Source organism: Streptomyces sp. NPDC056347 (assembly GCF_042262625.1).
GTDB lineage: Bacteria > Actinomycetota > Actinomycetes > Streptomycetales > Streptomycetaceae > Streptomyces.
This window is the reverse complement of sequence record NZ_JBHJQP010000023.1, coordinates 1-14,337: the sequence shown is the minus strand read 5'-3', so window position 1 is coordinate 14,337 and position 14,337 is coordinate 1. Positions and strand designations below refer to the sequence as shown.

The 14,337-nt window shown below is 74.2% G+C and carries 15 protein-coding genes and 1 riboswitch; of the genes, 5 read left to right on the top strand and 10 right to left on the bottom strand.

The features are described 5' to 3' along the window. Nucleotides 1-13: 13 nt before the first annotated feature. Together ACFCV8_RS08520 and ACFCV8_RS08515 are read left to right on the top strand one after the other, a co-directional pair. Nucleotides 14-640, top strand: a complete 627-nt coding sequence (locus ACFCV8_RS08520) for a precorrin-8X methylmutase (RefSeq protein ID WP_376684566.1) — start codon at nucleotides 14-16, stop codon at nucleotides 638-640. 2 nt (nucleotides 641-642) lie between these two features. After that, entirely contained in the window at nucleotides 643-2,148 is a 1,506-nt protein-coding gene (locus tag ACFCV8_RS08515; protein WP_376684527.1) for a precorrin-2 C(20)-methyltransferase, read from the top strand. Nucleotides 2,149-2,405: 257 nt separating this feature from the next. On the opposite strand, the gene ACFCV8_RS08510 is transcribed toward ACFCV8_RS08515, so the two are convergent. Continuing rightward, nucleotides 2,406-3,170 (bottom strand): cobalt-precorrin-6A reductase, encoded by a 765-nt coding sequence (locus tag ACFCV8_RS08510; protein ID WP_376684526.1) that lies wholly within the window; start codon nucleotides 3,168-3,170, stop codon nucleotides 2,406-2,408. An 11-nt stretch (nucleotides 3,171-3,181) separates the two neighbouring features. Between ACFCV8_RS08510 and ACFCV8_RS08505 the strand changes: the two genes are divergently transcribed. After that, nucleotides 3,182-4,318, top strand: a complete 1,137-nt coding sequence (locus tag ACFCV8_RS08505) for a cobalt-precorrin-5B (C(1))-methyltransferase (protein ID WP_376684525.1) — start codon at nucleotides 3,182-3,184, stop codon at nucleotides 4,316-4,318. Between the two features lie 9 nt (nucleotides 4,319-4,327). On the opposite strand, the gene ACFCV8_RS08500 is transcribed toward ACFCV8_RS08505, so the two are convergent. From ACFCV8_RS08500 to cynR, 9 genes are all read right to left on the bottom strand, one after another. Further along, nucleotides 4,328-5,329: a HEAT repeat domain-containing protein gene (locus ACFCV8_RS08500; RefSeq protein ID WP_376684524.1), complete on the bottom strand. Its 1,002-nt coding sequence runs from the start codon at nucleotides 5,327-5,329 to the stop codon at nucleotides 4,328-4,330. Further along, nucleotides 5,323-6,006: a HEAT repeat domain-containing protein gene (locus ACFCV8_RS08495; RefSeq protein WP_376684523.1), complete on the bottom strand. Its 684-nt coding sequence runs from the start codon at nucleotides 6,004-6,006 to the stop codon at nucleotides 5,323-5,325. Before ACFCV8_RS08495 ends, ACFCV8_RS08500 begins: the two co-directional genes overlap by 7 nt. Before the next feature lie 79 nt (nucleotides 6,007-6,085). Then, nucleotides 6,086-6,835, bottom strand: a complete 750-nt coding sequence (cobM, locus tag ACFCV8_RS08490; protein WP_376684522.1) for a precorrin-4 C(11)-methyltransferase — start codon at nucleotides 6,833-6,835, stop codon at nucleotides 6,086-6,088. Further along, nucleotides 6,832-8,091: a precorrin-6y C5,15-methyltransferase (decarboxylating) subunit CbiE gene (cbiE, locus tag ACFCV8_RS08485; protein WP_376684521.1), complete on the bottom strand. Its 1,260-nt coding sequence runs from the start codon at nucleotides 8,089-8,091 to the stop codon at nucleotides 6,832-6,834. Before cbiE ends, cobM begins: the two co-directional genes overlap by 4 nt. Further along, complete coding sequence (locus tag ACFCV8_RS08480; protein ID WP_376684520.1) at nucleotides 8,084-9,100, bottom strand: ABC transporter substrate-binding protein; 1,017 nt, start codon at nucleotides 9,098-9,100, stop codon at nucleotides 8,084-8,086. Before ACFCV8_RS08480 ends, cbiE begins: the two co-directional genes overlap by 8 nt. Nucleotides 9,101-9,115: 15 nt before the next feature. Further along, nucleotides 9,116-9,901: an ABC transporter ATP-binding protein gene (locus tag ACFCV8_RS08475; protein WP_376684519.1), complete on the bottom strand. Its 786-nt coding sequence runs from the start codon at nucleotides 9,899-9,901 to the stop codon at nucleotides 9,116-9,118. Continuing rightward, nucleotides 9,901-11,010: a FecCD family ABC transporter permease gene (locus ACFCV8_RS08470; protein ID WP_376684518.1), complete on the bottom strand. Its 1,110-nt coding sequence runs from the start codon at nucleotides 11,008-11,010 to the stop codon at nucleotides 9,901-9,903. The genes ACFCV8_RS08475 and ACFCV8_RS08470 overlap by 1 nt, the downstream gene beginning before the upstream one ends. 101 nt (nucleotides 11,011-11,111) lie before the next feature. Beyond that, nucleotides 11,112-11,233: riboswitch (cobalamin riboswitch) on the bottom strand. A 167-nt stretch (nucleotides 11,234-11,400) separates the two neighbouring features. Then, nucleotides 11,401-12,045: a GntR family transcriptional regulator gene (locus ACFCV8_RS08465; protein ID WP_376684517.1), complete on the bottom strand. Its 645-nt coding sequence runs from the start codon at nucleotides 12,043-12,045 to the stop codon at nucleotides 11,401-11,403. After that, a complete protein-coding gene (gene cynR, locus ACFCV8_RS08460) occupies nucleotides 12,042-13,016 on the bottom strand; it encodes a transcriptional regulator CynR (RefSeq protein ID WP_376684516.1) in 975 nt (324 codons plus the stop codon). Before cynR ends, ACFCV8_RS08465 begins: the two co-directional genes overlap by 4 nt. A gap of 123 nt (nucleotides 13,017-13,139) precedes the next feature. Here cynR and ACFCV8_RS08455 point away from each other — a divergent pair, with 123 nt between their 5' ends. Continuing rightward, complete coding sequence (locus tag ACFCV8_RS08455) at nucleotides 13,140-13,739, top strand: carbonic anhydrase (protein WP_376684515.1); 600 nt, start codon at nucleotides 13,140-13,142, stop codon at nucleotides 13,737-13,739. 58 nt (nucleotides 13,740-13,797) lie between these two features. After that, nucleotides 13,798-14,268 carry a cyanase gene (cynS, locus tag ACFCV8_RS08450; protein WP_376684514.1) on the top strand — a complete coding sequence of 157 codons (471 nt, stop codon included), beginning with the start codon at nucleotides 13,798-13,800 and terminating at the stop codon, nucleotides 14,266-14,268. Nucleotides 14,269-14,337 lie beyond the last annotated feature (69 nt).

Here is a 14,337-nt window from a genome sequence, read left to right as displayed (position 1 = left end):
GAGCGAAAGCACTGTGCACCAGTACGAGAAGGACGGACCGGCGATCTACCGCCAGTCGTTCGCCACGATCCGCGCGGAGGCCGATCTGGCCGGTCTGCCCGCCGATGTGAGCCAGGTCGCGGTCCGGATGATCCACGCCTGCGGGATGGTCGATCTCGTCGAGGACCTCGTCTTCTCCCCCGGCGTGGTGGCCCGCGCCCGCGCCGCGCTGCGGGCCGGTGCGCCCATTCTGTGCGATGTGGCGATGGTCGCCAGCGGGGTCACCCGCAAGCGGCTGCCCGCGGACAACGAGGTGGTGTGCACCCTGTCCGACCCGGCGGTTCCCGGGCTCGCGAAGGAGCTGGGCACCACCCGCAGCGCCGCCGCGCTGGAGCTGTGGCGCGACCGGCTGGAGGGTGCGGTGGTCGCCGTCGGGAACGCGCCGACCGCCCTGTTCCGGCTGCTGGAGATGATCGAGGCGGGCGCGCCGCGGCCGGCCGCCGTCATCGGTGTGCCGGTCGGTTTCGTGGGGGCCGCCGAGTCGAAGGACGCGCTGGCCGCGCATCCGTCCGGGCTGGAACACCTGATCGTCCGGGGCCGCCGCGGTGGCAGCGCCATCGCGGCCGCCGCCCTCAACGCGATCGCCAGCGAGGAGGAGTAGACGTGAGCGAGCAGAGGACGGGCCGCCTGTACGGGGTCGGGCTGGGGCCCGGCGATCCGGCCCTGATGACGGTGCGCGCGGTGGAGATCATCGCCGAGGCCGATGTCGTCGCCTACCACAGCGCCCGGCACGGGCGTTCCATCGCCCGGTCCATCGCGGCGAAGCACATCCGCGCCGACCACATCGAGGAACAGCTGGTCTACCCCGTCACGACGGAGACCACGGACCACCCGGGCGGCTACCGGGGGGCGATGGAGGAGTTCTACGCCGAGGCGGCTGCCCGGCTGGCGGTGCATCTGGACGCCGGTCGCACGGTCGCGGTGCTGGCCGAGGGCGACCCGCTCTTCTACGGCTCGTACATGCACATGCACAAGAGGCTCGCGGACCGCTATCCGACCGAGGTGATCCCGGGGGTCACCTCGGTCAGCGCGGCCGCCGCACGGCTGGGCACCCCGCTCGTCGAGGGCGAGGAGGTGCTGACGATCCTGCCGGGCACGCTGCCGGAGGAGGAGCTGACGGCCCGTCTCGCGGCCACCGACGCCGCCGTGGTGATGAAGCTGGGCCGTACGTTCCCGGCCGTGCGCGGCGCCTTCGAGGCGTCCGGGCGGCTGCCGGAGGCACGGTACGTCGAGCGCGCCACGATGGCCGGGGAGCGGGTGGGCGAGCTGGCGGACGTCGAGCCCGGCTCGGTGCCGTACTTCGCGGTCGCGGTGCTGCCCAGCCGGGTCGGCGCGCCGCGCCCGGAGCGCGCGCCGGAGGGCGGCGGGGTGACGGTGGTGGGCACCGGCCCGGCCGGTCCGCTGTGGCTGACGCCGGAGACGCGCGGGGCGCTGGCCGCCGCGGACGACCTGGTCGGCTACACCACCTACCTGGACCGGGTGCCGGTCCGGCCGGGTCAGGTGCGGCACGGCTCGGACAACAAGGTCGAGTCGGAGCGCGCCGAGTTCGCCCTGGACCTGGCCCGGCGCGGACGGCGGGTGGCCGTGGTCTCCGGCGGCGACCCGGGGGTCTTCGCCATGGCGACGGCCGTCCTGGAGGTGGCCTCGCAGGAGGCGTACGCGGGAGTGCCGGTGCGGGTGCTGCCGGGAGTGACGGCGGCCAACGCGGCCGCGGCCCGTGCGGGCGCGCCGCTCGGCCACGACTACGCGGCGATATCGCTCTCCGACCGGCTCAAGCCGTGGGAGGTCATCGCGGAGCGGCTGCGGGCGGCGGCGACGGCGGATCTGGTGCTCGCGCTGTACAACCCCGGCTCGCGGAGCCGGACCTGGCAGGTCGGCAAGGCCCGCGAACTCCTGCTGGAGCACCGCTCGCCGGACACCCCGGTGGTCCTGGGCCGGGACGTGGGCGGCCCGGCGGAGAGCGTACGGACGGTGCGGCTCGCCGATCTCGACCCGGCCGATGTCGACATGCGCACGATCCTGCTCGTCGGGTCCTCGCAGACCCGCTGGGTACGGCGGGAGGGCGGGCACCAGGTCGTGTGGACGCCCCGCCGTTACCCGGAAGGCTAGGGATGTCCCGTAATCCCTGGCGGCTCGGCGCACGGGGTCGGATGCGGTGCGTCGCAAGGCATCGGGAGGTCCGGATACCGGGCGCATCCGGACGTTCCGGCAACGCGGCGAGGTGCCGCGGCTGTCGTCGTGCGCCCGCCGGGGATCGCGGGACGGCCCTCAGAGGTGTCCGGCGGAGGTCCGCGGCGTCCCGGTGTCCGGCACCGGCACGCACGCTCGCGGCGTTGCCGCACCGGACACCGTCGATCCGCCCGCACTCATGTGCCCGACGCTCCCCGGAGGATCCGCTCGCGCAGCCAGGCGACGGCCGGTTCCGGGGCGTCGACGACCGGGACGCCCTCGGGGACGGGGGGCCGCCGCACCACCACCACGGGGATGCGCGCCTCGCGGGCGGCGGTGAGTTTGGGGGCGGTGGCGGCGCCTCCGCTGTCCTTGGTGACGAGGACGTCGACGCGGTGGCGGCGGATCAGCTCGCGCTCCCCGTCCAGGGTGAACGGTCCCCGGTCCAGCAGCACCTCCATCCGGGCCGGGTGCGGTGCCTCGGGCGCGTCCACCGAGCGCATCAGGAACCACAGCTCGTCCAGCCCGGCGAAGGCGGCCAGCCCCGTCCGTCCGGTGGTGAGGAAGACCCGCCGCCCCAGCGCGGGCAGGGCCGCCGCCGCCTCGGCCAGCGAGCCGGCCGGGTGCCAGGTGTCGCCGTCACCGGGCACCCAGCCGGGGCGGCGCAGCGCGAGCAGGGGAACATGGGCGGCAGCGGCGGCGGCAGCCGCGTGAAAACTGATCGTCCCGGCGAAAGGATGGGTGGCGTCGATGAGCGCGTCCACCCGGTGCGTCCGCAGCCACGCGGTCAGCCCGTCGGTTCCTCCGAAGCCGCCGATCCTGACCTCACCGGGCAGCAGTCTCGGGCCCGTCACACGTCCGGCGAGCGAGCTCGTCAGCCGGGCACCGGCAGGGAGTTCTTCCACCAGTGACTCGGCGAGCCGGCGGGCCTCCGTCGTACCGCCGAGTACCAGTACATGCATCGGAACCATCCATGGGTGAGATCGAGGGCGGGCGCAGCGCCCAGCTGAAGCACACCGGCCTGCGGCCGGGCTGGACCACCGGCGCCTGTGCGACCGCGGCGGCCACCGCCGCGTACACGGCCCTGCTGACGGGCGACTTTCCCGACCCGGTGACGATCACCCTACCCAAGGGGCAGACGCCCGCCTTCGCGCTCGCGGTGGAGGAGCTGGCCGACGGGCGGGCGACGGCCGGGGTGGTCAAGGACGCGGGCGACGACCCCGATGTGACACACGGTGCGCTGGTCCGGGTCACGGCGCGGCGGCTGCCGCCGGGTTCGGGGGTGGTGTTCCGGGCCGGGCCGGGGGTGGGCACGGTCACCCTGCCCGGGCTGCCGCTCGAGGTCGGTGAGCCCGCGATCAATCCCGTGCCCCGCCGGCTGATCCGGGAGCATGTCGCGCGGGTCGCCGCGGAGCACGGGGGTTCGGGGGACGTCGAGGTCACGGTGTCGGTGGACGACGGCGAGGAGATCGCCCGCTCCACCTGGAATCCGCGCCTGGGCATTCTGGGCGGTCTGTCGATCCTCGGCACGACGGGGGTCGTGGTGCCGTACTCGTGCTCGGCGTGGATCGACTCGATCCGCCGGGGGGTGGACGTGGCGCTGGCCGCGGGACACACCCATGTGGCCGGTTGCACGGGCTCCACGTCGGAGCGGACCGTGGTGTCCGAGTACGGGCTGCCGGAGATCGCGCTGCTGGACATGGGGGACTTCGCGGGCGCGGTGCTGAAGTACGTACGCCGTCACCCGGTGGACCGGCTGACGGTCTGCGGGGGGTTCGCGAAGCTGTCGAAGCTCGCCGCCGGGCACCTGGACCTGCACTCCGCCCGGTCCCAGGTCGACAAGCCGTTCCTGGCCCGGCTGGCCCGGCGGGGCGGGGCGGACGAGGCGCTGGCGGCCGAGGTCGCTGTGGCGAACACGGGGCTCGCGGCGCTCCAGCTGTGTCTCGCTCGGGGGGTTCCGCTCGGGGATCTGGTGGCGGTGGCGGCACGGGACGAGGCGCTGTCGGTGCTGCGGGGCGCGCCGGTCGCCGTGGACGTCGTGTGCATCGACCGGGCGGGCACGGTCGTGGGGCGCAGCGCGGTGCGCGGGCCGGTCCGGGGCGGCGGCTGAGCGGCGCCGTCAGGCCTCTTCGCGCAGCCGCAGTACGTGCGCGGCGGTGAGCGCGACGGCCCGGTCCGCGTCGTGCGCCAGGGCGGCGAGGGCTTCGGCGGCCTCGGCTCCCGGGATGTCGGCGAGTGCCTGGGCGAGCCGCAGCCGTACGGGCGGTATGGCGGCGCGGTCGAGGCGGTCGACGAGTCCGGTGGCGATCCGGCCGGCCGTGACGGGGTCGTGCGCGAGGGCGCCGAGCGCGTCGGCCGCGTCGGTGTCGCCCCGGCCCTCGACGACCATGTCGAGGAGTTCGGGGACCGCGGCGGTGACACCCCTGGCGGCGAGCGCCAGGGCCGCGGGGCCCCGGACCTCGGGGGCCGGGTCGGTGAGGGCCCGGCGCAGCGGTGCGGACGCCGCGGCGTGCGGCAGTTCGGCGAGGGCCCGTACGGCGCGTTCGCGTACGAGGGCGGAGCCGGCGTGCAGGGCTTCGGCCAGCAGCGCCGGGGCGTCCTGGCCGGAGCGGGCCAGGGCCCAGCGCAGGGCTCCGGCGACGTGCGGGTCCGGCTCGCCGAGCACCGCCTCGACCAGCGCTTCCGCCGGTACGGGGCGGTCCTCGGCGGCGGCCAGGGCGGCGCGCTGCCGGGCGCCCGGACTCGCGGACCCCAGTTCGTGCAGGAGCGCCACGGTCCGCAGGACGTCGGTCCAGCCGGCGGGCTCCGCGGCGTCGATCCGCCGGAGCCGGGTCAGCAGCTCCGTCTCGGCGGCGATGCGTTCTTGGGTGCGGCGGACGAGGTCGTCGACGAGTGCCGCGGGGGCGAATCCCGGGTCGTCGAGGGCCCGCGCGACCTCGCGCAGCGACAGTCCCAGCGAGCGCAGGCTCTCGATGTGGAAGATCCGCCGGATGTTCTCGTCGGAGTACTCCCGGTAGCCGGATTCGTTGCGGCCGTCCGGCCGGACCAGACCGAGCGACTCGTAGTGCCGGAGCATGCGGGTGCTGACCCCGGACCGCCGTGCGACATCACCGATCAGCACCGCTCCGCCGCTCCTCCCGCCGGGTCCCCGCCGAGGGCCACGATGCGCTTGGCCGCCTCGATCGCGGACTCGAATCCGGCGCCCGGGTCGCGCCGCAGCCGCTGGGTGGCGATCGCGTGGGCCCGTACCCGGGGGTCGGGGCCGTTCGCGGCGGCGTCCAGGAGCGGCGGCGTCACCTCCCCGAGCGCGATCAGCGCCCGGCTGAGGCTCAGTTGCGTCTCGTGCCCGCCGCGCCCGAGCTGTGCCGCCAGCCCTACGGCCAGCCCGTGCTCCGCGCCCCCGGGCACCAGCACGACGGCCGCCCGCCAGGCGCTGCGTGCCACCTCGTCGTCGGGGTCGGCCAGCAGCTGCGGTGTGATCACCGGCCAGGCCCGCCGGTCCCCGATCTTGGACAGGGTGTGCAGGGCCTGGCCGCGTGCCCGCGTCCGCTCCGAGCGGACCTCGCCGACCAGCAGCGGGACCGTCACCGACGGGTCGTGCCGGGTGAGCGCCCAGGTCAGCATCTCGCGTACGGAGAAGTCGGGTTCGGCCGCGCACCGCTCGACGAGGGTGCCGACAAAGTCCGGGGCCGGGGCGGAGCCGGCCGTCATCGCCGCCCGGAGCCGGACCGACGGGTCGGTGTGCTCCAGCGCCCGGAGCGCTCGCCGCGTGTGCGTTTCCTCGGTGGAACGGGTCATCGATGCCACCTCCTCGCAGCGAAGTGAACCGCTTGTCACGGTGTCAAGGTCAAGCCGGTGCGCTCCGGGCGGGGTGCGGTCAGCAGCTGTGGCGGTCTCGGGCGGGCGAGTAGAGGTGGCTGTCGTGGAACTGCTCGGCGCCCAGGGTGCGGCCGACCATGATGACGGCGGTGCGGATCACGCCCGCGGCCTTCACCTGGCCGGCGATGTCGTCGAGGGTGCCGCGCAGGATGATCTCGTCCGGGCGGGAGGCCAGGGCCACGACGGCGGCCGGGCAGTCGGCGCCGTAGTGCGGCAGGAGTTCCCCGACGACGCGGTCCACGTAGCGGGCGGCGAGGTGCAGCACGATCAGGGCGCCGCTGCGGCCCAGGGTGTCCAGGTCCTCGCCCGGCGGCATGGCGGTCGCCCGGTGGGCGATCCGGGTGAGGATGACGGTCTGGCCGACGGTCGGTACGGTCAGCTCCCGTTTGAGCGCCGCGGCGGCGGCGGCGAACGCGGGTACGCCGGGCACCACTTCGTAGGGCACCCCGGCCTCGTCGAGCCTGCGCATCTGTTCGTTGACCGCGCTGAAGACCGCGGGGTCGCCCGAGTGCAGCCGGGCCACGTCGTGACCGGCCTCGTGGGCGGCGAGCAGTTCGCCGGTGATCCGGTCGATGTCGAGCTGCGCGGTGTCGACCAGGCGGGCGCCCGGCGGGCATTCGGCGAGCAGTTCGCGGGGCACCAGGCTGCCCGCGTACAGGCAGACCGTGCAGGCGGCGAGGGTACGGGCGCCGCGCACGGTGATCAGGTCGGCGGCTCCGGGGCCCGCGCCGATGAAGTAGACGGTCATCTGTGGGTGTCTCCTGAGTGGGGTGCGGGGCCGGTCGGGGGTTTGTGTACGGACCACTGGGTGACCGGCATGGCCTGGCGCCAGCCGGTGAAGCCGCCGACCGGCACGGCGTGGGCGACGGCGAGCCGGGCGAGTTCGCCGCCGTGGCGGCGGTGTGCCTCGGCGAGCAGGGCCTCGGACTCCAGCGTGACGGTGTTGGCGACGAGGCGTCCGCCGGGCGGCAGCGCGTCCCAGCAGGTGTCGAGCAGGCCGGGCGCGGTGAGCCCGCCGCCGATGAACACGGCGTCGGGTACGGGCAGTTCGTTCAGCGCGCCGGGTGCGGCGCCGGTGACCACGCGGAGGGCCGGCACGCCGAGGCGGGCGGCGTTGCGGGTGATGCGCGCGGCCCGTTCCGGGTCGCGTTCCACGGTGATCGCGCGGCAGGACGGGTGGGTCCGCATCCATTCGATCGCGATCGACCCGGAGCCGCCGCCGATGTCCCAGAGGAGTTCGCCGGGGGCGGGGGCGAGCACGCCGAGCGTCGCGGCCCGCACGTGCCGCTTGGTGAGCTGGCCGTCGTGTGCGTACGCGTCGTCGGGCAGCCCCGGCACGGCGCCCAGGCGCAGGGCCCCGGGGGCGCGGCGGCAGTCGACGGCGACGATGTTCAGCGGGTCGCGCGGAGGGTGGGGCCAGTGGTCGGCGGTGCCCTCCAGGCAGTCCTCGCCGGGCCCGCCGAGCTGTTCCAGCACCCGGATCCGGCTGGGGCCGAAGCCCTGTTCGCGCAGGAGTGCGGCGACTTCGGCGGGGGTGCCGGCGTCGGCGCTGAGGACCAGGACGCGGCGGCCGTCGTGCAGCGCGGCGGCCAGCCGGGCGGTGGGGCGGCCGACCAGGGTGACGGTCTCGGTGTCCTCGGCCGGCCAGCCGATCCGGGCGCAGGCGTAGGAGACGGACGAGGGGTGGGGCAGGACGCGCAGCCGGTCGGCGCCGAGCACCTCGGTCAGGGCCCGGCCGATCCCGTAGAACATGGGGTCGCCGCTGGCCAGGACGGCGACGCTGCTCCCGGTGTGCGCGGCGAGCAGTCCGGGGACGGCGGGCCGCAGCGGCGAGGGCCAGGTGACGCGCCGGCCGTGGCAGGACGGCGGGAGCAGGTCCAGCTGGCGCTCGGCGCCGATGAGGACCTGGGCGCCGGTGAGTTCGGCGCGGGCGGCGTCGGTCAGTCCCGCCCAGCCGTCGGCGCCGATCCCGACGACGGTCACCGGGGCCGGTCGGTCAGCCATGGGACACGCCCTTCAGGTAGGTGGCGAGGGAGTCGACGGCGGCCGGGTTGCGGGGGCTCTCCACCAGGTCCACGTAGTCGAGGGCGAAGATGCGGTCGTTCTTGACCGCGGAGACGTTCGCCAGCGGCGGGTAGGACTTCAGGAACTTCTCCTTCTGCTCCGCGCTCCGGTCGCCGTAGTCGTTGATCACGATGACCTCGGGGTCGCGGGCGACGACGGTCTCCCAGCCGACCGTCACCCAGGTGTCCTCGAGGTCCTTCATGACGTGGTCGCCGCCGGCCTTGGTGATGATGTCGTGCGGTCCGGCGAAGGCGCCGGAGGTCAGCGGCTTGTCCCGCCCGTCGTCGTAGAGGAAGACCCGGGGGCGGTCGGTGCCCTTGGGGGCCTTGTCCCGCGCCTTGGCGACCCGGTCGCGGAAGCCGGTGACGAGGGCTTCGGCGCGGTCCTCCACGTCGAAGATCCTGCCCAGGTTCCGCAGGTCGGTGTAGAGCGCGTCGAGGGGGGCCATCACCCCGCGCGCGTTGCCCCGGCCGTTGCGGCAGGACTCGCTGAGCAGGTACGAGTCGATGCCGACCCGGCTCAGTTCGGCGGGGGTGAATCCGCCTTCCTCGCTGAATCCGTAGTTCCATCCCGCGAAGACGAGGTCGGCGCGGGCGTCGAGGACGAGTTCCTTGTTGATGGTCTTCTTCGAGAGCCAGTCGGCCTTCTTGTACCCGTCCTTCCAGGGCACGGAGGTGAGGTCGCCCTTGTCGTCGGGCATCACGTAGCCGGCCATGTGATCCTCCAGTCCGAGCGCGAACATGATCTCGGTGATGCCGACGTCGTTGGTGACGACGCGCTGCGGGGCCTTGTCGTAGGTCTTCTTCTCGCCGCAGTTCTCGACGGTCACCGGATAGTGGTCCGGCGCCGTGCTCCCCGCCTCCGGGGACGTGGGGAGCTGGGCGCCGCACCCGGTGAGGACCAGGGCGGCGGCGAGGGCGAACGCGGCGGGGCGTACGGGGCGGGGCATGGTGGTGGCGCGTCCTCAGGATTCGGTTCGGGCGGGGCCGAGGCGGTCGAAGAGCAGCTGTACGGCACCGGTCTCCGGATGCGGGACGCGGTGGGCGCGCACGCCGAAGACCTCGGCGAGCAGCTCGGGGGTGAGCACGTCGTGCGGGGCGCCGGACGCGACGATCCGGCCGCCGGCGATGACGTGGAGCAGGTCGCAGTGGAGTGCCGCGAGGTTGAGGTCGTGCAGGGCGGTGAGGACGGTGGGCCCGCTGTCGCGCACCAGCGCCAGCACGTCCAGCTGCTGGGCGATGTCGAGATGGTTGGTCGGTTCGTCGAGGACCAGGAGCCGGGGCTGCTGGGCCAGCGCGCGGGCGATCAGCACCCGTTGCTTCTCGCCGCCGGACAGGGTGAGGAAGCCGCGGTCGGCGAGGTGGTCGGCGCCGACGCCGACCAGGGCCCGTGCGCAGGCCGCGCGGTCCGCCCCGGTGGCCCGGCCCATCGACGACTGGTGCGGGGTGCGGCCCATGGCCACGACCTCGGCCACGGTGAAGTCGAACTCGGAGACGGCCTCCTGGGGGAGCGCGGCCAGTCGGCGGGCGCTTTCGCGCGGGCTCATGGCGTACAGGTCCTCCCCGTCCAGCCGCACGGTCCCGGCGGTGGGGCGCAGCGCCCGGTAGACGCAGCGCAGCAGGGTGGACTTGCCGCTGCCGTTGGGCCCGACCAGGCCGACGAGCTGTCCTTCGCCCGCGCCGAGCGTGGCGTCGGCCACCAGGCGGGCACCGGCGACCTCGACGGTCAGGTCTTCGATGTCGATCCGCATCAGGCGCCTCCGAAGGTGTAGGTGCGGCGGCGCATCAGGAGTACGAAGCACGGCACACCGATGGCCGCGGTCAGTACGCCGACCGGCAGTTCGGCGGGGGCGAGGACCACCCGGGAGAGGATGTCCACCCAGATCATCAGGACGGCGCCGACCAGCGGGGCGACGGCGAGGAGGCGGCGGTGGTCGGCGCCGACCAGCATCCGTACGGCGTGCGGCACCATCAGCCCGACGAAGCCGATCGCCCCGCTGACCGCGACCACCGCTCCGGTGACGGCCGCGCAGACCACGAAGAGCTCCTTGCGCAGCCGCCCGGCGTCGACACCGAGGGCGGCGGCCGTCTCGTCGCCCATGGCCAGGGCGTTCAGCCGGCGGGCGGACCAGGTGAGGTGGGCGATGCCGCAGAGCACGGCTCCGGCCGCGATCGGCACCGAGGCCCAGCTGGCGCCGCCGAGGCTGCCGAGCATCCACATCATCGCGGAGCGGGCGGCCTCGCCGTGTTCGGCGGCGAACACCATGAAGGTGGTGACGGCCGAGAAGCCGTAGTACATCGCGGTGCCCGTGAGGACGAGCCGCAGCGGGGTGAGGCCGCGGGCGGTGCGGGCGACCGCGTAGACGAGCAGCATGGCGAGGAGCGCGGCGAGGAACGAGGCCGCGGACAGCGCCCAGATGCCCAGGGCGCCGAAGGCACCGAAGATGAGTACGGCGTTGGCGCCGACGGCCGCGCCCGAGGAGATGCCGAGGACGAACGGGTCGGCGAGGGCGTTGCGGACCATGGCCTGCACTGCGATGCCGACGGCGGCGAGCCCGGCACCGACGACGGCGGCCAGCGCGGCGCGCGGGAAACGCAGTTCCCAGACGATGGTGTACGCCGCCACCTGGTCGGCGGATATCCGGCCGCCGGTCAGCCCGGCCCACAGATGGCCCAGCACTTCGCCCCAGGAGAGCCCGGACGCCCCGATGCCCGCGCCGCAGACCAGCGAGACCAGCAGCGCCGCGCCGAGGAGGGGCACGAGGAGTTTCGGCGACATGCGGCGGGGCGGTGCGGGCCCGGTTCCGGCACGGGCCGTGCGGGAGGGCGTGGCGGGTCGGCGGTCGAGGGGGGTGGCCACGGGCGGTTCGCTTTCGCCTCGGGCCGTGCATCTACGTCATCAACGGAGCGGCCCGGACGCGGTGCGCCCCGTGCAGCACCCATCGCAGTCCACGGCGAATTGACAGGAGCCTTCACCGCCGCGGGTAATCGGGCTCGCGGGGCCCTGTTCGGGCACCGCCTACCGTTGCGGGTCAGCGCCGGAATTCGACCGGACTTCCCCCGCGGGGCAGATGCAGCTTAACGCGAGCGCTCCCGGGCGTTTCCACCCCGTCCGCGGCCGGCCGGGGCGGTGTCCTCGCGGGCGGTGCGCCAGGCCCGGTGCGGTACGGGGCCGACAGCCCGGCCACGGCGGCGAGTGCCACCGCGCCGGTCCGAAGACCGCCCGGCCGTCGGGCGGTCGACCGCTCCCTCAGGGGTGCGCGCGCCGCGCGGCGGCCGCGTCGCGGCCCGAGATCAGGTGGCGGCTCGCCAGCTCCGCCACGCCCGCGACGTCCCGCTCGGCGATCGCCGTGTACAGGCCCTCGTGCTCGCGCGCGACGCCCTCCAGGTCGTCGTGCTGTCCCAGCAGCCAGCGCATCCTGCTGCGCAGGGTGGCCTGGAGTTCGTTCAGGAGCTCGTTGTCGGCGAGTGCCGTGACCGTCTCGTGGAAGTCGGCGGCGGCCCGGCGGGCCCCCACGGCGTCGCCCTTGACGGCCGCCGCCAGCTCGGCGTCCAGATCGGAGCGGAGCTTCTCGAGCCCGGCGCGGGTGCGCCGCTGGGCGGCCAGCCGGAAGGTCAGGGACTCCAGGGCCGCGCGCACCTCGTCGAGGTCCTCCACGTCCGCCGCGGTGAATTCCCGCACAACGGCCCAGGTGCGGGGCCTGGGGGTGACCAGGCCTTCGGTGACCAGCGACTTCAGGGCCTCGCGGACGGGCAGTCTGCTCACCCCGAGCTCCGCGGCGAGTTCGCGTTCGACGAGTTTGCTGCCCGGCTCGCGCACACCGTCGATGATCTCGTCACGCAGCTGGCGCGTGACCCGTTCCGACTCGGGCTCGAAGTCCCCAGACCCTGTCATGTGCTCGATTCTCTCATCACCCGGCGCCCGCTCTCGGCAGACCGTTCAGCGGTACGCCGCGGGTCGGGCGGGGTGTAGCCGCGGGTGCGGACGAGGTCGTGGACGAGGGCGGTGAAGGCGTGCGCGGCGGCGCTCTCGTAACCGCTCCCCCGGCGCAGCAGGGTCGCCACCCGGGTGGGCAGCGGGGGGTCGACGGGGATGGTGCCGAGGTGCGGGTCGTCGTCGGTGACCGCCAGGGGCAGCACGGTGGCCAGCGGGGCGGTGCGCCGGACGATCTCGGTGAGGGCCTGGATGGTGTTGGCCTCCACGGCGATCGGGGGGTCGATCCGGTGCCGGACGAAGTACTCGTCGATATGGCTTCGGGTGATGAAGTCCGCGCTGAGCAGGGCGAGTTGCTGATCGGCCAGTTCCCGCACCGGCAGCGGGCGCTCGCCCCGGGTCCCGGCACGGTGCGCGCCGACGACCAGGCCCAGCGGCTCGGTGAACAGGTCGGTCGCGGCGATGCCGGGGAGGTGGGTTCCCGCGAAGGCGATGCCGAGGTCTAGCTCGTCGGCCAGCAGGCTCGCCTCCATGCGGTCCTGTGTCATCTCCCGGAGGTCGAGCGTGATGCCCGGGTGGTGGGTGTGCAGCGCCCGGACGAGGGGGCCGACGAGATACGCGGTGAAGGTGGGGGTCAGGGCCAGCCTCAGATGCCCCCGGGAGAGGTCCGCGACATCGAGGACGGCGCGGTCGGCGGCCGCCAGTTCCCGCAGGGCGCGCCGCGCGTAGTGGACATAGGCCGTGCCCGCGTCGGTGGGGCGGACACCGCGGCCGCTGCGGTCGAGCAGCTGGACGCCGACGGCCCGTTCCAGCTGCTTGATCTGCTGCGACAGCGTCGGCTGCGAGATGCGCAGCTCCTCGGCGGCGCGGGTGAAGTTGCCGTGCTCGGCCACCGCGATCAGATAGCGGAGATGACGCAGTTCAGGACCCATGAACAGATTATAGATCTGATCTATAAGGATCATGGATATCAAGTCTTGGACACTATAGGTACAGGTCATGCATGGTGGTTCTCGTCAGCCCCTCGGGGCGGCACCCACCGGAAGGAGTGACCGATGCAGGACCTCACGGACGGCGTCACGCGATTCCACCGCGACGTCTTTCCCGCGAAGGCGGACCTCTTCGCCCGCCTGGCCACGACACACCGGCCGAAGACCCTGTTCATCGGCTGCTCCGATGCCCGGGTGGTCCCGGAGCTGATCACCCAGAGCGATCCGGGCGAGCTGTTCGTCATCCGCACGGCGGGCAACCTCGTTCCCGCGTACGGGTCCGGCCGTGACGGCATCGCGGCGAGCATCGAGTACGCCGTCGCCGTGCTCCGGGTGACCGACATCGTCATCTGCGGCCACTCCTCCTGCGGCGCGATGACCGCCCTGGCGGAGGGGCACGACCTCAGCGATGCCCCGGTCGTCGCCGACTGGCTGCGCCACGCGGACGCCGCCCGGGCCCGCACCGCCGCCGCACCGGCCGCGCCCGGTGCGGACAAGGTGGCCGCCCTGGTGCGGGCCAACGTGGCCGCACAACTGCAGAACCTGAACACCCACCCCTCCGTGGCCCGCGCCCTGGCCGCCCGCTCGATCACCCTGCACGGCTGGGTCTTCGACATCGCCACGGGCGCCGTCACACCGGTCGGGACCGCCACGGCCGCGGCCTGACCGCCCCCACCGAGCCACCGGCCCCGCACCGGGTCCGGCACCCCCGAGAGGAATCCACGTGCCGCACGCACAGTTCGACCCCACCGCCCGCCAGGCCCTCGCCGTCGCCGCCGTCGAGGCCAAGACCCGCAAGGACCTGACCTGGGAGCAGATCGCCGACGCCGCCGGACTGTCGGTCGCCTTCGTCACCGCCGCGGTCCTCGGCCAGCACGCCCTGCCGGAGGACTCCGCGCGGGCGGTCGCCGAGCTGCTCGGCCTCGACGAGGACGCGGTGATGCTGCTCCGGACGATCCCGACCCGCGGCTCGATCCCCGGCGGCATCCCCACCGACCCGACCATCTACCGCTTCTACGAGATGCTCCAGGTCTACGGCACCACCCTGAAGGCCCTGGTCCACGAGCAGTTCGGCGACGGCATCATCAGCGCCATCAACTTCAGGCTCGACGTGAAGAAGGTCGCCGACCCCGAGGGCGGCGAGCGCGCCGTCATCACCCTGGACGGCAAGTACCTCCCCACCAAGCCCTTCTGACCCACACCCCCACACCCCCACACCCCCCGCACCCCCTTCCCCCCACCGCCGCACGGAACACGACACGGC